The following is a 23,219-nucleotide window of genomic DNA, read 5'->3' on the forward strand; positions in this document are numbered from 1 at the left end:
ACTTGGAGGTAAGATTGTATGTTCGAACTGACATTGTCTGCGAAGCAGCAGTTGGATAGTTATTTCCAGGACAAGGACACATCGCCGATTCGTGTCTATATGGCACCCGGCTGAGGCGGTCCAAAGCTTGCTCTTGCTCTGGATGAGCAGAAGGAATCCGACAGCGTGCATGAGGTTGATGGGTACAAGTTTGTCATTGAACAGGAACTCCTCAAGAATTCCGGTGGAATCAAGGTGGACATGACACCCTATGGATTTGCCGTCAGTTCAGCCGTCAATCTTGGCGGTGGCGGTGGCGGTGGTTGCAGCGGATCCTGTTCTTCATGTTAATTTAAAGTTGAAGCGTTGATAAGACGCTAAAAAGGCACGCCATCGGCGTGCCTTTTTTTGTTGCATTGCCGCAACGCTTAATGAGTATTGCTATGCGTCTTCGTAATTCCGTTCATCCACCAGGGCCGGCGCATTCTCGGAAAGTCCTTCCGATTCAGTTCGTATGGATACCTCCGGCCTGAGCTTCAATCCTTCCTGAAAAGCTGCTTGCACGGACGCGGAGTCGATGTTGTCGGCGATTTCCAGGCGCAGCTCCAGATGATCCTTGCCCTTTGGATTTGAAATCACCACCTGCCAGCGAACGACCTGGGGAAAACGGCACATCACCTGGGCCACCTGGTGAGGATAGATGAATTGGCCCTTTACCTTGGCCGTGTCGTCGGCCCGGCCAAGGATTCCAGCCAGTTTGGGAGCTGTGCGTCCGCAGGCGCAGGGTTGGGTAATCAGCCGGGAGAGATCGCCGGTGGCAAAGCGGATCAGCGGATAAACCGGGTTGAACGGAGTGACCACCACTTCCCCGGTTTCACCGGCCGGAAGCGGTTCGCCGGTTTTCGGATCGCAGATTTCCACCAGGCAGCGGGAGGAAAGGTGCATCCCTCCCATGTCCGGGCATTCGTAGGCGATGCAGCCCAGATCCGCGGTGCCGTAGCCCTGACGAACAAGCATGCCGAAACTTGTTTCCAGGTCCTCGCGCACGGCCTCGGTAAGCCGTTCCGCGGCCACGAAGGCGGTGCGCAAATGAAAGTCCGTCCGGGGATTTTTGCCCTGGCTCACCGCCTTGTCCCGAATGATCTTCAGAAAACTGGCCATGCCCACGAAACCGGTCACCGGCCAGGAGGTCATGATCTCCACCTGCTGCATGGTATTGCCGGGGCCAGCGGGAATCACGGCACATCCCAACTCGCGCAGGGGTTCCTCCAGCATCAGGCCGGCCGGCGTAAGGTGATAGCCGAAGGTCATCTGCACCAGGTCCGACTTTCGAAATCCCGCGGCATAAAAGGCCTCGGTCCAGCCCCAGAAGTCCTGGTCGCGACCTTCCGGGTCGGCAATGGGACCAGGAGAGAAGTAGAGCCGCTGCAAGTCGCCCAGGTCCGTGGTCAACAGGCCGCCCAGGCGGAGCCCAGAGCGCTGCAGGTCGATCAGCTGCTTCTTGCGCAGCACCGGGATGCGCTGCCAATCCTGGGCGGATCGCACATCCTCCGGGGTCATACCCGCGTTTTCCAGCCGAGTCTTGAACGCCGGGGCCGAGTTCCAGGCCTGACGGATCAGTTCCACCGCTGCCTGCCACTTGCGCTCCCGGCGCTGCTCCTCGGGTTCCTGTTCCAAATCGTGATACATGCCGTTTCGTCGCGTTGCGTCGTCCATGCGTCGCTCCCCCTGCTGGTCGTATAATGTTCCGGGTTGGTTATGGGCGAGTATGCGAGCCGGAGCGTGATGTCCCCAGCTTCCCCCGGTAATTGTTACCGTGGACCTGGAAAATATTCAATTGTTCTCGTTGAAGATATCATTTCATTCAAGATCTTCTAAAACGGGGATTGTCCGGTAACTACTAGCTCATCCGAGTTAGAGCGAATCGATTTAAAGTTAATGATTAAATGAGAATGCTGCTTAAGTTCGCAGAGTTAGTAGTCTTGATAAGCCCTGGAAGGTCTGCCTTGACGTCATTGTCAAAATGCGTAAGTTCAGCATCGAATTATTGTTGTTTGAAAAAGAACCTCTTTCAATACATCCTCATCTTAAATTTACTCTCGATCGTCATTCCCTCACGTGCTCATGTTCCACCAAACCGCTGTCGCCATTGATCGTTTCGGGGCCTTGCTGAATTGGCTCACGGAGCGGGTCTGCGCGTTGCTGGTGGCTGTCATGGTCGTCATCATCTGGTGGGGGGTGATTACCCGTTATTTTATCGGCACCGGAGGGATCTGGACCGAGGAGCTTTCACGCTACGTGATGATATGGGCCGCCTTGCTGGCGATTCCCGTGGGCGCATATCGACGAGAGCATATTGGCCTGGACATTCTGTTCCGGTTTTTTCCGCAAAAGCTGCAGAAATGGTTTCGCGCCCTGCTGGACCTGGTGGGCTTTTCTTTTTTTCTTTTTTTGACCATCTACGGCATTGGCATGACCCAGGCCGGGGCCTCGCAGTTCGCCACGATTTTCGGGATGACCATGTTCTTTCCTTTCGCTTCCGTGCCCGTGAGCGCCGGATTGGCCTGTCTGCAAATACTGGTGGCCATGGTCCGCGACCTCGCGGAACTGCCGCCCCCACTTTTTTCCATGTCCGCTCCGAACATCGCCGCTCAGGAGAAACCGTGATCCTCGCTAAGGAGGGAGCATGATCCTCGTTGCCACGGTTTTCTTCGGCCTGCTTCTGCTTGGACTGCCCATCGGATTCACCCTGGGCATCGCCGGAACCGTCGGTCTGCTTCAGATCGGTGGCGAGCAGTTTCTGACCATGGCGCCGAAGCGATTCTTCGAGGGGCTGGATCTGTTCACCTTCATGGCCATGCCTTTTTTCATCCTGGCCGGAGAGATCATGAACCGTTCGGGGATCACAGAACGTCTGGCCCATTTTGCCGACGCTCTTGTGGGCTATCTGCGCGGCGGCCTTGCTCATTCGAATATGGTCGCTTCCGTGCTTTTCGCGGGGATGACCGGCGCCGCGGTCTCCGACACCGCGGCCTTCGGCAACACTTTGGTTCCGGCCATGGTCAAAAAAGGCTACACACGGCCCTTTGCCTGCGCCGTGACCGCGGCCGGATCGATCATCGGGCCCACCATTCCCCCGTCCAATCTGATGGTCATCTACGGCTCCCTGATGGGCGTTTCCATTGCCGGCCTGTTCGCCGCGGGCATTCTACCGGGACTGCTGATTTGCCTGCTGTGCATGGCCTTGATCGCGGCCATGGGCAAGCGCTGGAATCTGCCCAAAGGCGAAGGCGGACCAAGCCTGTGGAAAATCCTGAAAGCCTTCAAGGACAGCATCCTGGCTTTGCTGATGCCCGCGATCATTCTCGGCGGCATTCTTGGCGGCATCGTCACCCCCACCGAGGCCGCGGCCATTGCCGTGTTCTACGCCCTGTTCATCGCCATCGTTATTTATCGCTCCCTCTCTCTGCAGGACATTCTGGAAATGCTCATCCGCACGGCGCGGATCACCGGCGTGGTTTTTTTGATCATCGCCTCGGCATCCATCTTGAGCTGGTGGATGACGTTCATGCAGATCCCCCAGTCCATAGCGGCATTTTTTCTGACCATCTCTCAGGAACCGCACGTAATTATCGCCATGATCCTGGGATTGCTTTTGATCATCGGGATGTTCATGGACATCAACGCAGCTTTGATCATTTTGGCCCCGGTCCTGGTTCCTCTGACCCAGGCCATCGGCATGCATCCGGTGCATGCCGGAATCATGATTGTCCTGGCCCTGAACATATCCCTGATGACTCCCCCCGTGGGAGCCTGCCTGTTCGTATTGTCGTCGGTCACCGGCGAGCGCATCGAGCGCATCGCCGTGGCCTTGTGGCCGTTCCTGTTGCTGCAGGTGGGGATTTTGTTCTGCGTGGCGTATTTCGAAAAGCTGACCATGTTCATTCCGCGCTTGCTGCTGGGGATAGGGTAGGTTTGACGGTGGGAAGGAAGTTGTTGATGTTTTTGTTCGATTTCGATTTCGATTTCGATTTCGATTTCGATTTGGATGAGATGAGATGAGTGTGATATTTTGTTGCAACCAATCAACCGAGTGGAGGATGATGATGAGGCTCTCGACCAAGTTTTTTGCGCTGGCCCTTGCTCCTGTTATGGCTTTGGCCCTGGTACTGGGAACGGCTCCCCAGGCCGCGGCTCAGAAGAGCATCAAGCTGCATCACCTGAACAATGACGATCCGTTCGACAATGCCACCGGGGCCATGGCCACGGTGTTCAAAAGTCTGGTCGAAGCCGGAACCAATGGCCAGATCAGAGTGCAGACCTTTCCCAACGGTCAGCTCGGCAAGGACAATGAAGTGCTCCAGCAGGTCCGGGCCGGCGTGATCGAGATGGGCATCCATTCCGTGGGCGGCTTTGCCAGCATCTATCCCATGATGGGCATCATCGACGTGCCCTTCGCCTTCCCGGATATCGCCGCCACCTATGAAGTTTTCGACGGCCCCTTTGGGCAGAAGTTCGCCGCGGACATGGAGGCCAAGACCGGCATGAAAATTCTGGGCTTCGGAGACTCAGGAGGCTTTTTTCACTTCACGAACTCCCGGAAGGCCATCACCACGCCGGATGACATGAAAGGCCTGAAGATCCGGACCATGACCCTGGACACCCACCAGGCCATGATCAATGCTCTGGGCGCCCAGCCTGCTCCCATCGCCTGGGCCGAACTGTACACCGCCCTGCAGACCGGCGTTGCCGACGGCCAGATGAACCCTGTTCCAATCATCGCTTTTGCCAGGTTCAACGAAGTCCAGAAGTACCTCAGCCTGACAGGACACCTCTTCGCTCCTTATGTCTGGGCCGTGAACATGAAGTTCTGGGATACCCTGAGCCCTGAAGAGCAGACCATTGTCCAGAATGCCGCCCGCTCCGCCATCGTGGCCGGTCGCGGCATTTCCCGGATCATCGAAGCCTCGGATCGCGGCCTTCCGGCTCTGTCCAGAAACATGGAAGTCAATGCGCTGACTCCTGAACAAAAAGCCGCCTTCCAGGCCCAGGCCATGCCCGCGGTCAAACAGGTCATCGCCGACAAGCACGGCGACGAAGGCGTCGCCATGATGAACGCGTTCCTGGAGGCCATCGAGCAGGCCGGCAACTAATCGCAATATCCGTTTTCTGTAGCGCGCCCGGAAATCCCGCGGGCGCGCTTTTTTTCGGCAGTCTCACGATCATCATCACTGAAGTTGTTGACAGGGGGCTTTTGGTGTTGGTATTAAATCCAACATGAAGGCTGTCCCGCTTTTCCATCATCGTATCGTGCTTGCTCCGGATGCCTTCGCGGAAGTCGTGATATGGCGCGTTTCGGCGTCTGTTCCGCCATCGAGTCATGAGTTCAAGTACCGCCTGGCGTATGTTGTGGGTGGGAAATGCGTGGTGCGGTACGACAATGAGCGGGGCAAAGGGGATCATCGACATTTCGGAGAAGTGCAAGAATCGTATGTCTTTTCAGGTCCTGATCAGTTGATGATTGATTTTCAGGCCGATATTGCGAGGTGGAATCATGAGCACGGTCGTTCTTGAGGTGAGCACACTGGAGAAAACCCTGGCTCGGGCGGCGCATTCCATGAAAACCGGCCAGGCTGATGAGGATGTGCATATAGCCTTTGCATCACCTGAACTGCTCTGGCAGGTACTGACTGCAAAGCGTTGGGAGATTTTGAAGGCATTGTGCGGTATCGGGCCGGTTTCCATTCGAGAAGCCGCCCGTCGTGTCGATCGCGACGTCAAAGCCGTCCATGGGGATGTCACAGCTCTCCTGCAGGCCGGTCTGCTCAATCGTACTAAAACGGGCGGGATTGAGTTTCCATTCGATGCCGTGAAGGTGGAGTTTTATTTGAAGGCCGCATGACGAATGCGGCAAAAACGTTGTTGCGACTAACTTATAAAGCTGCAAAGAGGCTGGCATGACTGTAGATCCAAAGCGTATTCTTGAACGAGCGGAACATTACAAGCCGGAGATAAGCCGGTTCCTGCGGGAAATGATCGCCATTCCCAGCGAATCGGGTCAGGAAAAGGAAGTCTGCGCCTTGATCAAGCGCGAGATGGAAAAGGTCGGGTTCGATCGGGTGGAAATCGATCCCATGGGCAATGTCCTGGGGTTCATTGGCAACGGACCCCGGTTGATCGCCCTGGACGCCCATGTGGACACCGTGGGCGTGGGTGACCGGAGCCAATGGACGTCTGATCCCTTTCTCGGCGATGAAGACGAGGAGACCATCACCGGGCGCGGGGCCAGCGATCAGGAAGGCGGCATGGCCTCCATGGTCTATGCCGGCAAGATCATCAAGGAACTGGATCTGCTGCCTCCGGACGTGACCCTGATGATGGCCGGTACTGTCCAGGAGGAGGATTGCGACGGCCTTTGCTGGCTGTACATCATCAACGAGGGCAAGCTGCGGCCGGAATTCGTGGTCTCCACCGAGCCGACATCCTGTAACGTCTCTCGAGGCCAGCGCGGGCGGATGGAGATCCGGGTGGGCACCAGGGGCTTGAGTTGCCATGGTTCGGCGCCGGAACGCGGGGATAACGCCATTTTCAAGATGGGGCCGATCCTGGGCGAACTCCAGACCCTGCACGCCAATTTGCGCACCGATCCCTTTCTGGGCAAAGGCAGTCTGACCGTCTCCGAGATCGGCCACTGCTCCCCGTCACGCTGCGCCGTGGCCGACGGTTGCTGGATTTCCGTGGATCGCCGCCTGACCTGGGGCGAGACCTGGGAGGAAGCCCTGCAGCAGATCCGCGACCTGCCTTCTGTAAAGGCGGCCGGAGCTGAAGTGAGCATGTACAACTACGACAAACAATCCTACACCGGCCTGGTCTATCCCACGGAATGCTACTTCCCGGCATGGGTCCTGGAAGAAAGTCATCCGGTCTGTGAAACACTGGTCCAGAGCTACGAACGTCTTTTCGGGCAAAAGCCCCTGGTGGACAAATGGACCTTTTCCACCAACGGCGTTTCCATCATGGGCCGGCTGGGCATCCCCTGCATCGGCTTCGGTCCTGGGCATGAAGACCAGGCGCATGCGCCCAACGAAAAAACTTGGAAAAAGGAACTGGTCCAGGCCGCGGCCATGTACGCCATGATCCCCGCGGTATACGTGGAGCAGACCCAAGGATGAGGAAGAGACGGTCCAGTCCCTCTCATCCGTTCCATTGCAATTCCGAAAGACACCTGACTTCAAAACAAGGAATCAATCATGGACAAGATCGGTATTGAACAGGCCATTCGTCGGCTGGCCGACCGTCGCGTTGACGGCATGCATCATCAGGATTTTTTGCTTACCTGGGAAAAGTCTATGGAAGAATTGGCCGCGGTTTTCGATACGGCCGAGATTCTGCGGGCCATGCGCGGCTTGGACCTTTCGCCGCGGCTGTTTGATTCCGGCCTGGCAATTTCCATCTTCCGGGACAACTCCACCCGGACCCGGTTCAGCTTTGCCGCGGCGGCCAATCTTTTGGGATTGACCGTTCAGGATCTGGACGAGGAAAAATCCCAGATCGCTCATGGGGAAACCGTGCGGGAGACCGCGAACATGGTTTCGTTCATGGCCGAGGCGGTCGGCATTCGCGACGACATCTTCCTGGGCCAGGGCAATACTTACATGCGCGAGGTGGCCGCCTCCCTGCAGGACGGCTACCAGCAGGGCGTGCTGCCCACCAGGCCCACGGTGGTCAACCTGCAGTGCGACCTGGACCATCCCACCCAGACCATGGCCGACGCCCTGCACCTGATCAATCACTTCGGCGGCCTGGACAAGCTCCGGGGCAAGAAGATCGCCATGACCTGGGCCTACTCTCCGTCCTACGGCAAGCCTCTCTCCGTGGCCCAGGGCGTCATCGGCCTGATGACCCGGCTGGGCATGGACGTGGTTTTGGGTCATCCTGAAGGGTACAACGTGCTGCCGGAAGTGGAGTCCATGGCCGGGAAACAGGCGGCCGCATCCGGCGGATCCTTCCAGGTGGTCAATTCCATGGCCGAAGCCTTTGCCGACGCGGACATCGTCTACCCCAAAAGCTGGGCGCCCTTTGCGGTGATGCAGGAACGCACCGAGCTGCTGACCAACAACGACACCGCCGGATTGAAGGAACTGGAAAAACGCTGCTTGGAAAACAACAAGCGCTTCGTGGACTGGGAATGCACCGAAGAGCTGATGCGGAAAACCAGAAACGGCGACGCACTGTACATGCACTGCCTGCCGGCGGACATTTCCGGGGTCAGTTGCAAGCAGGGCGAAGTCCAGGCCTCGGTCTTCGAACGTCACCGGATCAACACCTACAAGGAGGCCGGCTACAAGCCCTATGTCGTTGCCGCCATGATCCTTCTCGCCCGTCTGAAACATCCGGCGGATGCGTTGCAGGGCATCCTTAAAAGGAGCCGGACACGCCGAGTGGCGTGAACCGCTCCATCCGCGACGGCGGTCATGACCGGTGCAGCCGGGTTGTTGATTCACCAATAAAAAAAGCGGGCATAGCCCGCTTTTTTTATTGGATCTTATCAGCCATTGTCATTGATCGTCCAAGCCAATCAAGGAAGGTTCATATCCCTCAGGTGCTTCATAACCTAGCAATGTGCAGAGGGTCGCGGCAACATTGGCCAGGCCGGGTTCGGCCACGCCGGTCAGCCGGAAGTTGTTGGCGCCGCAATAATCCTTGATGATCAACGGCACCGGATTGAGGGTGTGGGCGACCATGGGGGCGACCTGGCCTTTCTTCTCGGTCCACATGCTGTCCGCGTTGCCGTGATCCGACGTGACCACCGCAATGCCCCCGGCCTGCCGCACCGCTTCCAGGATGCGGCCCAGGCAAAAATCCACGGTGGCCACGGCAATGCGGATGGCCGGTTCCACTCCGGTGTGGCCGACCATGTCGCCGTTGGCCAGGTTCAACCGGATGAAACGGTGCTTCCCTTCGGCAATGATCTCCAGGACGCGGTCCGTGATTTCAGCGGCCTTCATCCAGGGCCGTAGGTCAAAGGCGATCCTGTCCGAGAGTATTTCCTCGTAGGTTTCCAAATTCTTGTCGATATATCCCGACCGGTTGCCGTTCCAGAAATAGGTGACATGGCCGAACTTCTGGGTCTCGGAAACGGCAAAGGAGGTGACGCCGGAGCCGCAGAGATATTCGCCTAGTGTCCTGTCCACAATGGGCGGCTCAACCAGAAAATTCTTCGGGATCATGGCGTCCCCGTCGTACTGCATCATACCCGCGTAAAAGACCTTCGGAACGCGGACCCGGTCAAACTCCGTGAAATCGTCCTCTTCAAATGCCTTGGAGATCTCAATGGCCCTGTCTCCGCGGAAGTTGAAGAAAACCACTGCGTCGCCGTCCACGATGGGACCCACCGGACCGTCCTTGTCGGCGACCACGAAGGAGTCCATGTACTGGTCCGTGATTTTGGGATCTTCACGGTAGTAGGTGCGGACCGCTTCGGAAGCCGTGGGAAATTCCCTGGCCTGACCCAGAACGTGGGCCTGCCAGCCCTTTTCCACAACCGGCCAGTTGGCATTGTAGCGATCCATGGTCGTGACCATGCGGCCTCCTCCCGAGGCAATCCGATAATCGCGGCCGTCCGTGGAGAGTTCGGCAAGCCGTGCCTCCAGCGGTTCGACATAGCGCAGGGCGCTCTTCTGATCCACATCCCGGCCGTCCAGCAGGGCGTGCACCCGCACCCGGCGCACGCCGGCCCGGAGGCATCCGTCCAGCAGGGCATGGAGCTGGTCGATATGGCTGTGCACGTTGCCGTCGGATACGAGGCCGATGAAATGAACGGTGTTGTCGTCCATTCCTGCCTGGATCACCCGTTGCCAGGCTTCGCCCTGGAAGACGTGGCCCGAGGCAATGGCTTCGTTGATCAGTTTCGCTCCCTGGGAGATGACCCGGCCCGCGCCCAGGGCGTTGTGGCCGACTTCGGAATTGCCCATGTCGTCGTCCGAGGGCAGGCCGACCGCCGTGCCGTGGGCCTTCAGCGAAACCGTCAGCGGCTCCTCCAGCAATGCGTCCAGCACCGGCGTATGTGAAATAAAAACTCCGTCGCGTTCATCCCGTGATCCGAGTCCGATGCCGTCCAGGATGACGAGAACCAGCGGACCGGAGCAGGGTTGGGCTTCGGGCAAAGGAGCAAGATGGAGTTTGGACATGATATGGTTCCTCGTTCCATGCAAAGCAGGTCGATCTTCTGCGACGACCATCAGCAACGCATGATGCTTGCTTGAGTACGGATTAATTGATCAAATCAATGCGCGTCCGGCCAGGGCGAACTGGTTCTGGCCGGAGCATAGCCTTCTCGGAACGCCTGTTCCAGGGAAAAGATGGCTACGCGATTCGCGGAACTGATGCGCGAGGCGTAATGGCTGTCCGGATGATGGAAGCGTTTGCTGCGGCGATTGCCCACCCAGCCGGTCAGGGGTTGGGGCAGGGAGAGAATTCGTGGCCAGAAACCTTTCTGGGCCGAGATGGCCCGGTTCTGTGATTCGAGCATCTGCTTCTGGAAATCCCGGCTCTGGTGGGCATGGGGGTAGAAAAAGGCCATTCCTTCTTCCACAAGAACCTGATTCGCCATGCGTCCATCCGCCAAGTAGACATATGCCAGGATCCTGCCGTATCGATCCGGCCCCTGATCGTCAGCCTCCAGACGAACCGGCCTGTCGCCCACCAGTCGCCGCAGGTAATCGCGGGCTTCCCGGGCATAATACTGATCCGAAGCATTGTCCCGGCCGAATTCCGGAGCGTCGATGCCCAGCAGCCGGACACGGCGGCCGTCCTCCAGGTGAATCGTGTCGCCGTCCGGAATCCACTTCACCCGCACTTCATCGGCGTGGGACGGCAGGGGCCAGAACAGCCACAACGCCAGAAACAGGCACATGATTTGCGAGCCGATCCGCCAAGCGGCAACGGGGCAAACACGATTCATGGCGTGACGGTGCAACATGAGAATCATCCGTCGTAGAACGAGCGCAGGATCTGGCTGCGACCGGGGTGGCGCAGTTTGCGCAGAGCCTTGGCCTCGATCTGCCGGATTCGTTCCCTGGTCACGTTGAAGAGCTTGCCCACTTCCTCCAGAGTATGGTCCGACGGTTCGCCGATGCCGAACCGTTTGCGCAAAACCTGTTCCTCCCGGGGAGTCAGTTCGGACAAGATCTCAGCGATCTGTTCGGAAAGCTTGGCATTGACCACCTCTTCGGCAGGAGCCAGGGCCTTCTTGTCCTCGATGAAATCGCCCAGACTGCTGTCCTCTTCCTCACCGATGGGCGTTTCCAGGGAAATGGGCTCCTTGGCGATCTTGAGGACCTTCTTGACCTTGTCCAGGGGGTAGTCCATTCGCTCGGCGATTTCCTCGGGAGAGGGATCGCGGCCCAGTTCCTGGACCAGATAGCGGGAGGTGCGGATCAGCTTGTTGATGGTCTCGATCATGTGCACGGGGATGCGGATGGTCCGGGCCTGGTCGGCAATGGCTCGGGTGATGGCCTGGCGGATCCACCAGGTGGCATATGTGGAAAACTTGTACCCGCGCTGGTATTCGAACTTGTCCACGGCTTTCATCAAGCCGATGTTGCCCTCCTGGATCAGGTCCAGGAACTGCAGACCGCGATTGGTGTATTTTTTGGCGATGCTGACCACCAGACGCAGGTTGGAGCGGATCAGCTCCTGCTTCGCGGCCAGGGCTGCGATGTTGCCGCGTTTGGCCCGCCAGAGAACTTCCTCCAGGTCATGGACGCTGTGATGGCACTGCTCCCGGAGCCGTTCCAGGATTTCCATCTTGCCGGCCAGCATCTCCTTGAAGGAAAAGAGTTCGTCCATGGTCATGTTCAGGGAGTCCGCCGCGGCTACGGGGCTGATTTCCCGCTTGTCCAGCAAACTGAAGATTTCCTTGATCTCACTCTGGGTTTTTCCCACGGAAAGAATGTATGCGCTGATGTCGCGCTGGCAGTTGTGCATCTGCCGGACAAAATCCTCCACCGTTTCGATCAGCCTATCTATCAGGGTTTTCTCCAGCTTGATGTCCCTCAGAGATGCGACGATTTCTTCCTTGAAGGCGATCACTTCCATCTGCAGGCCGTAAACCCGACGATCCAGCCGGGCGCACTGGTCCAGCTTCATGTACACCTTGCGCTTTTTCCGGTAGACCCCGCGAATTTCATCCAGCAGGAACAGTACGCGCTGGCGCTGGTTCATCTGATCTTCGGAAGGATCGTCTTCCTCAATGGTTTTGACCACGTCCTTGAGTTTAATCCGGCCCTGTTTCAAGTCTTCGCCGATCTTGATCAACTCGTCGATGACCACGGGAACCTCCACCAGGGCGTACAGCACCTCCATCTCGCCAACCTCGATCTTCTTGGCGATGTGCACCTCTCCCTCCCGGTCCAGGAGGGGCACTGCACCCATCTCACGCAAATACATCCGGACAGGATCGGACCCACGGGGGGCGTACTCAGCGTCATCGCCTTCGGCAAACTGAACGCCGACACTCTCGGTTGCCGGCGTTTCGTCAATTTCTTCGGTCAGGATGCCCTTGGTCACCTTGCCCGCGTCGATGATCGTGATATCCAGCTGATCAAAAATATTGATGACTTCCTCGATCTGCTCGGGGTTGCTGATTTCCGAAGGCAGAGCCTTGTTCAGCTCCTCAAAGGTCAGGAAGCCTTTTTTCGTGCCCTCGGCAATCAACATTTTGATCTGTTGGATTTCCTTGATATTGCTCATTATGCCTCCATGGCGAGATCTTGATAGGCTTGAAGCAGTTCGGCCACACGTTGCTGGTCGCCCTGGTTCTGGGCTTCACGCATGGCCCGCAACATGTCTTGTTGTTTTTTCTTGAGAAGATTCCTGTTCAGGCAAGTTTGGATTTCCGTCCAGAGTACACCCCGGTCCGGCTCTCCACGCTGTTGCACTTCCGCGAGTAGCTGATAGCAGACGCGGCGTTCGTCCTCATCCAAACTTGTATAATCAAAGCCGGGCCGGACGGAGCTCTCGGATGAGCCGTCTTCTTTTCCGGTGAGGTGTTCCGCATCCATAGCTCGCAATTTGGTCCAGAGCCGTAGGGCCCAAGGATCTTCCAGGACCGCTTCCAGATCGCCGGTGGCGAGTTGAGAGCGATATTCCGGACAGCTCACGGCAAAGGCGAGCAACTGCCGGTCACGGGTCGTGAGTCTGGATTTCCCGGCAGTACTTTTACCGGAATCCGGGGATGATGCCCCAGTCGTTTCGGAAACAGATGACGATGCCGACGTGAACCGGCTACGGCGCAGTTCTGTTTCGGACATGCCGAGTCCGGTGGCGAGTCGCGGCAGGTAGTAGGCCCGCAGGTCATCCCCGGGTATGGAGTCTAGAAAGCGGCGCACCCAGTCCATGATATCCCGTGGCGCATAGGTTCTGGAAATGGTCTGCACGCAAAATTCCAGGCCGGAACGGGCGGAATCGAGGATTTTCCCCAGCGCTTCCGGTCCCTGGCCATGGAGGACGTCGTCCACGTCCCGGCCTTCGGGCATGGTCGCCACATTGCATGCAATTCCCTGGATCAAAAACATTTCCGCGGCACGCACCGCAGCTTTCAATCCGGCCTGATCACCGTCGAAAAGCAGGTCGACCCGAGGGCACAAACCGCCCAGTCTTTTGACTTGGTCTTGGGTCAGTGCAGTCCCCAGAACTCCAACAGCGCCGGTGAATCCGAATTGATGCAGGGCCACCACGTCCAGATAGCCTTCGGTCAGAAGCGCCCGCTTGTCGCGGACGATGGTTCGCCTGGCTTGATACAACCCATAAAGATGCTTGCCTTTGGTGTAAATCGGTGTTTCACTGCTGTTGATATATTTTGGTTCGGAACTGTCAATGGCCCGACCGCCGAAAGCAATGATCGCTCCGGCAAGATCATGGATGGGAAACATGATCCGATTCCGGAAACGGTCGTACACCTTGCCCTGGTCATTGCGCACCAGTAGCCCGCAGGTCACGGCCTTGTCCTGGTCATACCCCTCGGAGAGCAGAAACTTCTCCAGCCCGTGCCAATCCTCGCGGCTGCAACCGATCTGGAAGGCATCGATCATCTCCGGGCTGACCCCGCGATCCAACAGGTATTTGCGTTGCATCCCCCCCTTGGAAGAAACGAAATTTTCCTGAAAATAAGCCGCGCTCCGGACGTACATGCGCAGATAGATTTCCCGGTCCTCCAGGATTTTTTTATCCTGGGGATTCGTGGGACCGTCATCCAGTTCCACGCCGGTTTCTCGGGCCAGCTGGGTCAGGGCCTGCCGGAAGTCCAGCCCGTTGATGCGGGCGTAGAAATCAATGGCGTCTCCGGAAGCCTGACACCCGAAACAGTAGTAGAAACCCTGGCCCGGATTGACGTGAAAGGAAGGGTGGGTTTCGTGGTGAAAGGGGCAGGGGCCGCTCCACCGTTCGCCATTGGGCCGCAATTCCAGATACCGGCCGGCCAGCTCCACGAAATCGAGCCGAGATTTGATTTGCTGGATGGCGGTTTTGTTCATAATTCCGATGGGAGAATAATGGCAGTATGTGGTTCGGGTGGACGACGCCGTCGAAGGCATCAATCTCATCCGGATGGTTGATTTAGCGCAGCGTGACCATGGTCATTCCGTCGCCGCCCTCGTCCTCGTTGGCAGTGGCATACGAGGCGACCACGGGATGATCCTTCAGGAATTGATGCACTTCCCGGCGTAGGGCGCCGGTACCCCGGCCGTGGATGATCTCCACCTGATGCGAACCACGCAACAGGGCGCGATCCAGAAAGGCCGCCAGCAGGCTGAGGGCTTCGTCGGCGCGCTGGCCACGCAAATCAAGGCGCAGCGGCATGGCTTGATCCGGCGATTTTCGAATCAAGACCGAGCCGGATGCGGCCTGCTGGGGCTGACTGCCTGATCCACGCGGGGTTACATCCTGGTACGGAAGCCACAACGACACCCCGCCCAGTTCGACCTTTAACGCCTTGCGCCGTTCGTCCTTCTCCTGGATGGTTCCGGACTTGTTCCAGGCCGGATAGGAGACGGACTCACCAATCTGGAAATCCTCCCATGCCTTCTCCTCTACCCGGGACGGCGATTCGGACTCGGCTTCCAGCTCTTTGCGGGTTCGGGCCAATTCGCGCAAGGCTTGGCGACGGGAAACTTTTTCTTCTCGCAACCGCAGCAGAACATCCTGGGCCTGTTTCTTGATTTCCTGGAGCAGAGCCGCTTTCTCCCGCTCAAAGCCGGCACGCAGCTTTGTTTTCTGCTCGTCCAGCGCGCGGCGCAGTTCGCGAGCCCTGGTCAGTTCCTCTTCGCGCTCCACGGTCAGGGCGTTGAGCCGCTCGATCAGCCTGCCCGTATCCGCGCCGTCCACCAGGAGATACTGCTCCGCTTTGGTCAGAATGGAATCCGGCAGGCCGTATTCCCTGGCAACTTCCATGGCCTGACTGGCTCCAACCTGATCATAGGCCAGACTGTAGAGGGGCTTGTTGTTCTTCGGATCGAAAAGCACGGATGCTGAGCGCACTCCTTCCCTGGTCAAGGCGTAGGCCTTCAGAGACGGAAAATGCGTGGCCACGGCGGCCCAGGCCCCTTTCTCCAGCAGCCCGTCCACCACGGCCTGGGCCAGAGCCGCACCCTGACTGGGATCGGTTCCGGCGCCGAACTCGTCCAGCAGGACGAGGCTTTGCGAACCGATGTTCTCCCATACCGCGGCTACATGGCTGATCTGGGCTGAAAAGGTGCTCAGCTGGCCTTCCAGGCTTTGTTCGTCGCCCATGAAAACATGGATGTCGAGCAACAGCGGCAGGGTGCTGCCCTCGCCCACGGGCACCGGAAGCCCGGACAGGGCCATCAGGGCCAGCAGCCCGGCCGTCTTCAGGGCCACGGTCTTGCCGCCGGCGTTGCCGCCGCTGATGATCAAGACCCGGTGTTCGCCCTTGAGTTGGACATCCACCGGCTTGGCCGCATGGCCGGACAGGACCAGCAGGGGATGCCGGGCAGTCCTCAGGTTCAACTCGCCGCCGGAAACAATGTCGATGGAACGGGCCTGCATCTGGTCCGCGAGCCGGACCTTGGCCAGCAGCAGATCCATGGACGCCAGCCAGAGGAAAAGCGCCTGCAACGCATCCAGTTCCTGGCGAATCAGCCCCGTGAGATGGGCCATGACCCGCGCTTCGGCTTCACGTTCTTCCTGTTTCAGTTCCTGGAGTTTGTTGTTGACCTCCACCAGGAACAGCGGTTCTATGTAACAGGTTTCCCCGGTCTGGGAATAATCATGAATGATTCCCGGGACCTTGCCCTTGAAATTGCTCTTGAGCGGCAGCACGTAGCGATCCGAGGAGATGGTCATGAAGTCGTCCTGCAGATAGGTGCCGATCCCCTGCTCGGCGACGTATTCCTTGACCCGCCGTGTACACTGCTGATGGATAGCCCGGATTTCCTGCCGCACGGACCACAGTTCAGGGGAGCTTTCGTCCTTGAGATGGCCGTCGTCGCTGAGGCATCGCTTCAGCGAGGCCGCGGTCATCTCCGGCCAGGCCAGGTTTGCGGCCTCTTCATGCAGCTCAGGCCAGCGCGGGCCGTCCGTTGCAAGCAGTGCTTGCCGCACGTACTTGGCGGCGGTAACGAATTGTCCCACTGCCCAGAGCGCGTCCAGATCAAGGATGCGCGATGGAGACTGGACATATGTCCAAACCCCGGCCAGATCCGGAAAGGACGGGCAATCCACGCGGCTTTCCCCGGCCCAAGCCATGGCCTGACGCAGACGGCGCTGCCGGCGGGCGACTTCTGAGACATCACGGGCCGGCGTCAACGCATGACTCGCCTGCCGTCCTGAATCGGACCGACAACAGGCGGCAAGGGCGTCAAGGATTTTGGGAAATTCTAAAAGAAGATATGTTCGTGATTCCATCGGAAATGGAACCGGGCGTGTTTTTCAGGAAGAAAGGCGGTTCCGCACCAGTTCGCTGACGGTCTTTCCGTCTACCCGCCCTTTGTGGGTATTCATGATCGCCTGGATGACCCGGCCCATATCCTTGATGGATGTGGCGCCTTGCTCAGCCGTCACGGCATCGACAAGCGCGTACAATTCATCGGAGGACAATGGTTGTGGCTGGTAGGCCCGCAAGAGTTCCAACTCCAGGGCCTCCTTGGCTGCCAGCTCGGTCCGGCCGGCCTTGGAGTACATTTCGATGGACTCCTGGCGTTGCTTGATCTGCTTGAGTACGAGGTCGAGGACTTCGTCGTCCGTCAGGGAACGTCGCAGCTCGACCTGACGATTTTTGACGGCTGCCTTGAGCATTCTCAAGACAGCCGTCAAATCGTGATCTCTGCTTTTGTAGGCGACGATGTAGTCGCCCTCAATCCGCTCGAGTAGGCTCATCGGAAAGATGTTGTCTTTCTGCTTTTCTTGATTGCACGTTTGCGGGCCGCGGCTTCCTTTTTCTTCTTCTGGACGCTGGGCTTTTCATAGTGCTGCCGCTTTTTCAGCTCGGAGAGGATTCCGGCCTTTTCCACTTGTTTCTTGAACTTTCGCAATGCAAAATCAAAGTGATCGTTCTCACTCAAAACAATTCCTGGCAAGTTGTATTCACCTCCCGGCCTCACGCCGGGGGCGGACGTGAGGGGAACTTTCAAAAGATTATGACTATATCCGAAATGTTTGCAGCAGGCAAGCGACATTCTGAATAAAATGTTCACCGTATCGTGCGCATGGCGCAACAATTGTTGCGCCATGTAATTCTTAAAATAAGTAGTATACTTGCTGAACAAAGTATGCTAACGGGCAAACAATCTTCACGAATCCTTACTAATTTAGTCGGCTATCTTCGACATGCATGTCTTCGTGTAGGAGTTCAATAGTGGGGTATGCCTTCGGTTATCATGGCCAATGATGGGATTTATATTTTCACGGTTCAGCATGCAGTGGGGAATGGCGTTCAGGGGCTTCCGGGAAACATGCACATCGAAACATTTTTTATAAATGGAGCAAATCAATGAAAGTGTCGATTTTCGGCAAACTGATCGGGGTTGTCGTCCTGGCGGTGCTGCTGACGAGCAGCGTCCTGTTTTTCACCACGAATCATTATGTCGCCAAAGGATTTGATGAGAAGGCTCTGGAGGAACTGAACGGTTTCCAGGGAGCAGTGCGGGCGCAGATCGAGGATTGGGAAGAGTTGCTTGAAGCCGTTGGATTTTTAATGTCCTCCAACTTTGAAGTTCAACATGCCTTGCAACAAAACGATACTCAAATGTTGAAGGAATTTGCCCGCGACGTCATGCAGCAGACCGGAGTCGATTTTCTTACCATATCCGATCGTAACGGAGTGGTAGTCGCCAGGGGCCATTCACAGCGAACCGGAGACAGCGTCGCCAATCAGGTCAACGTGCAAAGAGCGCTCAAGGGGGAATCCAGCGTGGGGATCGAGCACGGGACGGAAGTCAAGTTTTCCGTGCGTGCTGGTTTTCCGGTCAAAATGGGCGATCGAATTTTGGGGGTTGTCACGCCCGGCTTCAATCTTGGCTCCTTCGCTTTCGTGGATGACGTCAAGCGCCGGTTCGGGGTCGAGGCCACGATTTTTGAGGGTGATACCCGCTTGGCCACAACGATCATGCGCGACGGCCAGCGTGTGGTGGGCACCAGGATGGACAATCAGCAGGTGCTCTCCACGGTTCTGCAACAGCGCCAAACCTACTTCGACAGGAACATGATTCTCGGTCAGAATTATGATACCGCCTACTGGCCGATCATCAACAGTAGGGGAGAGGTAAGCGGGATGTTCTTCATCGGCGTGCCGCGCAATGTGGTGGAGGAGGCCCAGAACAACATTCTCATGTCCATTCTGTTGGTCAGTTTGGTCGTCGGCGGAGTCATGATCGCCGTGGGGATCTTGTTCGCACGCAGTTTGGCCCTGCCTATCCGCAATGCGACTGCTTTCGCGACCCAGGTTGCCCAGGGAAATTTGGACGAGCAACTGGAGGTCAAGAACAAGGATGAGATCGGCATCCTGGCGGGTGCGCTGAAAACCATGGTCGGTAATCTGAAGATCAAAATCCAGGAGGCGGATGAAAAAGCCCGGGAAGCGGCACTGGCCGCGCAGCAGGCCCGTGAAGCCACTGAGGAAGCCATGCAAGCGAAGGAGCAGGCTGAGAATGCCAAGCGTGAAGGTATGTTGCAGGCCGCTGGCCAGCTTGAAGGCGTGATTGAGCAGATGACTTCGGCTTCCGAGCAGCTTGCCGCCCAGGTGGAGCAGGCCAGTCGCGGATCGGAGGAGCAGCGGGCCAGGACCGGGGAAACCGCCACGGCCATGGAGGAAATGAACGCAACGGTACTTGAGGTGGCCAAGAATGCATCCCAGGCAGCAGAAGCCTCGGACCAGTCCAGAACCAAGGCCGAGGACGGGGCGAAGGTCGTCACGGCTTCCGTCGCGGCCATCAACAAGGTCCAGCAACAGGCCGCGGAAATGAAGAACAACCTGAATCAACTCGGTCAGCAGGCCGAGCAGATCGGTCGCATCATGAACGTGATCGAGGACATTGCCGACCAAACCAATCTATTGGCCCTGAACGCGGCCATAGAAGCGGCCCGGGCCGGTGATGCCGGTCGCGGATTTGCCGTGGTGGCCGACGAGGTGCGCAAGTTGGCGGAAAAGACCATGAATGCAACCAAGGAAGTCGGGCAGGCCATATCGGCCATTCAACAAGGCACTAAAGCAAACATTCAGGGTATGGATCAATCCGTTCATGCCATTGAGCAGGCCACGGACTTGGCGAACCAGTCCGGTCAGGCCCTGAAGGAAATTCTGGCCCTGGCGGAGCAGGCGGCGGATCAGGTCCGCTCCATTGCCACGGCTGCCGAGGAACAGTCTGCCACCAGTGAAGAAATCAATCGCGGCGTGGAGGACATCAACCGGATTGCCTCTGAGACCAACGAGGTTATGAGCCAGTCAGCCCAGGCCGTTTCCGATCTGGCCAGGCAATCCCAGGATCTGCAGAATCTCGTGCGGCAGATGAAGGATTCCTGATCTTTGTCGCCCAGGCGCACATGCCCGGAACTCACGCATGAGTTCCGGGCATGTGCGCCGGAGTTGCCGACCTGTTGCGCAACTGATATGGACCCTGCATCATTCACCGTTTCCGGAGAAATTGTCATGCAAGAGCAATATACGCGACAAGACAAGGACAGCGCACTGCTTCAACTGGTCACCTTCAACATCGGCGATGAAGAGTTCGGTGTGGAAATTCTTAAGGTTCAGGAGATCATCCGAATGATGGGCATCACCCGGGTGCCCAAGGCGCCGGATTTCGTGGAGGGCGTGATCAACCTGCGGGGCAAGGTCATTCCAATCATTGATCTGCGCAAACGGTTCGGCATGGCTACACAGGAGCACGACAAGCACACCCGGATCATCGTGATCGAGATCAGCAAGGTGATTGTCGGCTTTGTTGTGGATTCCGTCTCCGAGGTTCTTCGCATCCCGGCGAATACCGTGGAACCGCCACCGCCCATCATTTCCGGGATTGAGTCCGAATACATCAGCGGGGTGGGCAAGCTGGCCGATCGCCTGCTGATCCTGCTGGATCTGGACAGGCTGCTGAGCAAGGGCGAGCAAAGTATGCTGGCTGGAGTCTAGCCTCGCCAGTTGCCTGTTTAACAATCTTCTCTTCCTCCTCCTTGCCCCGGGGCGTCACGCGCCTCGGGGCTTTCATCGCATTTTGCAATTACGCAGCAGATTCCATTTATGGCCTTAATTCGGTCCTGGATTCCCGCCTTTGCGGCGATTTTTTATCTGGGCGACTTCAAATCAGCTATGCCCACGAAGGGAGGTATCCAGTTCTTTTATCCATATGAACTGAGTAGTTTCCGTAATTTCACATTTAATCAGCGCCTTATGGCGTCTCCCACCTCTTCATGCACTTGCAACGTTATCGCTTGATTGTCACCGGCCAGGTTCAGGGCGTGGGATTTCGACCTACGGTGTACAAGCTGGCCCTGGAGTCGGGGCTGACTGGATTCGTGTTGAATTCTGCTGAAGGCGTGGCCATAGAAGTTCAGGGATCGGGTTCGAATGCTTCAATTTTCGCGGATCTTCTGCGTCGCTCGCTCCCGCCATTAGCCCAAATCACTTCTCTTTCCGCGACTCCGGTCCCGGTCCAAACCGGGGAGAAGGAGTTCCGGATTCTGCAGAGCATCTCCGCAACCGGTCACCAGGTTCTGATCAGCCCGGACACAGCCACCTGCGACGATTGTCTGGGAGAACTCTTCGATCCCCGAAATCGGCGCTACCGCTACCCGTTCATCAATTGCACCAATTGCGGCCCCCGGTTGACCATCACCAAGAGCATTCCTTACGACCGCCCGATGACCTCCATGGCCTGTTTCCCGCAATGTCCGGATTGTCTCCGGGAATATGAAGACCCTCTGAATCGCCGCTTTCACGCCCAGCCGAACTGTTGTCCAATTTGTGGTCCCCAGGTCTGGCTTTCCTCGCACCAGGGCAGCCGTCTGGCTGAAGCGAATTCCGCTTTGGAAGGTGCGGCTCGGGCTCTGGCTGAAGGCAAGATCCTCGCGGTCAAGGGGCTTGGCGGCTTTCACTTGGTCTGCGCAGCCGGCAGCGATCAGGCCGTGGCTGAACTGCGGCGGCGCAAGCAGCGCTGGGAGAAACCACTGGCCGTGATGGCTTCGGATGTGGAAACGGCACTTCGGGTCGCCGTGGTGTCCCCCGCGGCACAGGAGCAGCTGGTTTCCATTCAGCGTCCCATCGTGCTGTTGCCCGCTGCCCACAATGGAATTCTGTCCGAACATCTGGCTCCGGATACGGACTATCTGGGTCTGATGCTGCCGTATACCCCGTTGCACCATGTTCTGCTGGACATGTTCCGCCTAGCCGTCGGGCCCAAATGGCCACCGGTTCTGGTGATGACTTCCGGCAACCTGAGCAGTGAACCCATAGCCTTGGGCAACCGGGAGGCCCTGCAGCGCCTTGCGCCGCTCGCGGATCTCTTTCTTTTCCACGACCGGGACATTTTGATCCGCTGTGATGATTCCGTACTCCGCCCCAATTCGGTTACCGGGCAGCCGGATTTTTTCCGGCGAGCCAGGGGATACACGCCGTCTCCGGTATTTTTACGCCGCCCGGGACCCAGCGTGCTTGGCCTCGGTCCGGAACTGAAGGTCACCGTCTGTCTGACCAAAGGCGACCAGGCGTTTGTCAGTCAGCATGTAGGGGATCTGAAGAACCTGGAAACCTTCGCCTTCTACCGGGAAACCATCAGCCACTTGCAGAGCATTCTGCAGGTCCGCCCTGAAGCCCAAGTCGCAGACCTGCATCCCGACTATATGAGCACCGTCCATGGCCGGGAACTGGAAGGGCCGCTGTTTCAACTTCAGCACCATGTGGCGCATATTCACTCGGTCCTGGCCGAGAACCGGCATGAACTTCCGGCTCTGGGGCTGGCTCTGGACGGGGCCGGGCTGGGCGACGATCGGACCATCTGGGGCGGCGAAGCCTTGCTGGTTGATCCTCGCGGCACCGAATACGCAAGACTTGGACACTTCGCGCCGGTGATGCAGCCCGGCGGGGAAGCCGCGGCCCGGGAGCCATGGCGCATGGCCCGCAGCTATCTGTGGAGCATCGGAATCGCTACTCCGGCGGATCGGCCCTGGCCCTGGCTTGAGACCCATGGCCAGGCCGACGCCATGGTGGGAACCATGCTCCATAAGCAGATCAATTCTCCGCAAACCACGAGCTGCGGCAGGCTGTTCGATGCCGTGGCCGGCTTGCTGGGACTCAAAAACGTCATGGCCTATGAAGGACAGGCCGCCATCATCCTGGAACGGATCCAGCATCCCGGCGATCTTGAACCCTATCCCTGCCCGTTACGTCTGGATCTCGAACCGGTGCAGCTGGATACCCTGTTCCTCTTTTCCCAGGTTCATGCCGACTGGGAGAGAGGCGCACCGGCAGGTATGATCAGCCGCCGGTTCCATTTGGGCCTGATCAGGGGATTGGCCGAGCTGGCGGTTCGTCTGGCCGAACGGGCCGGTGTCCACAGCGTGGGGCTCAGCGGCGGGGTGATGCAGAACGCCACCCTTGCCACTCTCCTCCCGGCTGCTCTGGCCAAAAGGGGCCTGACTGCTCTGATGCACGCCCAACTTCCCCCCAATGACGCCTGCATCTCCCTGGGGCAGGCCATGTACGGCCGGATGATGTTGGAGCGCGGATAAAA

19 protein-coding genes are annotated in these 23,219 nt (G+C 57.9%); 11 read left to right on the top strand and 8 right to left on the bottom strand.

What is annotated here, in order from left to right; translation table 11 throughout:
* The first annotated feature begins 18 nt into the window (after positions 1–18).
* Positions 19–330, top strand: a complete 312-nt coding sequence (locus tag BLP93_RS17360) for an IscA/HesB family protein (RefSeq protein WP_092117525.1) — start codon at positions 19–21, stop codon at positions 328–330.
* A gap of 90 nt (positions 331–420) precedes the next feature.
* Here BLP93_RS17360 and BLP93_RS04205 read toward each other — a convergent pair whose 3' ends face one another.
* Positions 421–1,695: a phenylacetate--CoA ligase family protein gene (locus tag BLP93_RS04205; RefSeq protein WP_244148636.1), complete on the bottom strand. Its 1,275-nt coding sequence runs from the start codon at positions 1,693–1,695 to the stop codon at positions 421–423.
* A 408-nt stretch (positions 1,696–2,103) separates the two neighbouring features.
* On the opposite strand from BLP93_RS04205, the gene BLP93_RS04210 reads away from it, so the two are divergent.
* The 7 genes from BLP93_RS04210 (at position 2,104) to ygeW (ending at position 8,429) form a co-directional block, all read left to right on the top strand.
* Positions 2,104–2,646: a TRAP transporter small permease gene (locus BLP93_RS04210; RefSeq protein ID WP_092117527.1), complete on the top strand. Its 543-nt coding sequence runs from the start codon at positions 2,104–2,106 to the stop codon at positions 2,644–2,646.
* A 19-nt stretch (positions 2,647–2,665) separates the two neighbouring features.
* Complete coding sequence (locus tag BLP93_RS04215; protein WP_208596560.1) at positions 2,666–3,952, top strand: TRAP transporter large permease; 1,287 nt, start codon at positions 2,666–2,668, stop codon at positions 3,950–3,952.
* Between the two features lie 133 nt (positions 3,953–4,085).
* Positions 4,086–5,132: a TRAP transporter substrate-binding protein gene (locus BLP93_RS04220; RefSeq protein WP_092117530.1), complete on the top strand. Its 1,047-nt coding sequence runs from the start codon at positions 4,086–4,088 to the stop codon at positions 5,130–5,132.
* A 124-nt stretch (positions 5,133–5,256) separates the two neighbouring features.
* Complete coding sequence (locus BLP93_RS17660; protein ID WP_092117533.1) at positions 5,257–5,553, top strand: toxin-antitoxin system TumE family protein; 297 nt, start codon at positions 5,257–5,259, stop codon at positions 5,551–5,553.
* On the top strand, positions 5,534–5,881 hold the full coding sequence (locus BLP93_RS04230; protein ID WP_092117535.1) for an HVO_A0114 family putative DNA-binding protein: 348 nt from the start codon (positions 5,534–5,536) through the stop codon (positions 5,879–5,881). Before BLP93_RS17660 ends, BLP93_RS04230 begins: the two co-directional genes overlap by 20 nt.
* 55 nt (positions 5,882–5,936) lie before the next feature.
* The gene (locus tag BLP93_RS04235; protein WP_092117538.1) at positions 5,937–7,151 is read left to right on the top strand and encodes a YgeY family selenium metabolism-linked hydrolase; all 1,215 of its coding nucleotides are present in this window, start codon (positions 5,937–5,939) and stop codon (positions 7,149–7,151) included.
* A gap of 78 nt (positions 7,152–7,229) precedes the next feature.
* Positions 7,230–8,429, top strand: a complete 1,200-nt coding sequence (gene ygeW, locus BLP93_RS04240; RefSeq protein ID WP_092117541.1) for a knotted carbamoyltransferase YgeW — start codon at positions 7,230–7,232, stop codon at positions 8,427–8,429.
* Between the two features lie 108 nt (positions 8,430–8,537).
* Here ygeW and gpmI read toward each other — a convergent pair whose 3' ends face one another.
* The 7 genes from gpmI to rpsU form a co-directional block, all read right to left on the bottom strand.
* Positions 8,538–10,169: a 2,3-bisphosphoglycerate-independent phosphoglycerate mutase gene (gene gpmI / locus BLP93_RS04245; RefSeq protein WP_092117544.1), complete on the bottom strand. Its 1,632-nt coding sequence runs from the start codon at positions 10,167–10,169 to the stop codon at positions 8,538–8,540.
* A 95-nt stretch (positions 10,170–10,264) separates the two neighbouring features.
* On the bottom strand, positions 10,265–10,960 hold the full coding sequence (locus tag BLP93_RS04250; protein WP_161946190.1) for a thermonuclease family protein: 696 nt from the start codon (positions 10,958–10,960) through the stop codon (positions 10,265–10,267).
* A gap of 5 nt (positions 10,961–10,965) precedes the next feature.
* The gene (gene rpoD, locus BLP93_RS04255; protein WP_092117550.1) at positions 10,966–12,732 is read right to left on the bottom strand and encodes an RNA polymerase sigma factor RpoD; all 1,767 of its coding nucleotides are present in this window, start codon (positions 12,730–12,732) and stop codon (positions 10,966–10,968) included.
* Entirely contained in the window at positions 12,732–14,573 is a 1,842-nt protein-coding gene (gene dnaG / locus BLP93_RS04260; protein ID WP_161946191.1) for a DNA primase, read from the bottom strand. The genes rpoD and dnaG overlap by 1 nt, the downstream gene beginning before the upstream one ends.
* A 22-nt stretch (positions 14,574–14,595) precedes the next feature.
* Positions 14,596–16,902 (bottom strand): endonuclease MutS2, encoded by a 2,307-nt coding sequence (locus tag BLP93_RS04265; RefSeq protein ID WP_092117556.1) that lies wholly within the window; start codon positions 16,900–16,902, stop codon positions 14,596–14,598.
* A gap of 24 nt (positions 16,903–16,926) precedes the next feature.
* Positions 16,927–17,373 (bottom strand): GatB/YqeY domain-containing protein, encoded by a 447-nt coding sequence (locus BLP93_RS04270; RefSeq protein ID WP_092117559.1) that lies wholly within the window; start codon positions 17,371–17,373, stop codon positions 16,927–16,929.
* Entirely contained in the window at positions 17,370–17,573 is a 204-nt protein-coding gene (gene rpsU / locus BLP93_RS04275) for a 30S ribosomal protein S21 (protein WP_092117883.1), read from the bottom strand. The genes BLP93_RS04270 and rpsU overlap by 4 nt, the downstream gene beginning before the upstream one ends.
* Positions 17,574–17,986: 413 nt before the next feature.
* Here rpsU and BLP93_RS04280 point away from each other — a divergent pair, with 413 nt between their 5' ends.
* From BLP93_RS04280 to hypF, 3 genes are all read left to right on the top strand, one after another.
* Positions 17,987–20,014, top strand: a complete 2,028-nt coding sequence (locus BLP93_RS04280; protein ID WP_092117562.1) for a methyl-accepting chemotaxis protein — start codon at positions 17,987–17,989, stop codon at positions 20,012–20,014.
* 126 nt (positions 20,015–20,140) lie between these two features.
* Positions 20,141–20,623, top strand: a complete 483-nt coding sequence (locus BLP93_RS04285; protein WP_092117886.1) for a chemotaxis protein CheW — start codon at positions 20,141–20,143, stop codon at positions 20,621–20,623.
* Between the two features lie 278 nt (positions 20,624–20,901).
* A complete protein-coding gene (hypF, locus tag BLP93_RS04290) occupies positions 20,902–23,217 on the top strand; it encodes a carbamoyltransferase HypF (RefSeq protein ID WP_092117565.1) in 2,316 nt (771 codons plus the stop codon).
* Positions 23,218–23,219 lie beyond the last annotated feature (2 nt).

This window comes from Desulfonatronum thiosulfatophilum (assembly GCF_900104215.1).
Lineage (GTDB): Bacteria > Desulfobacterota > Desulfovibrionia > Desulfovibrionales > Desulfonatronaceae > Desulfonatronum > Desulfonatronum thiosulfatophilum.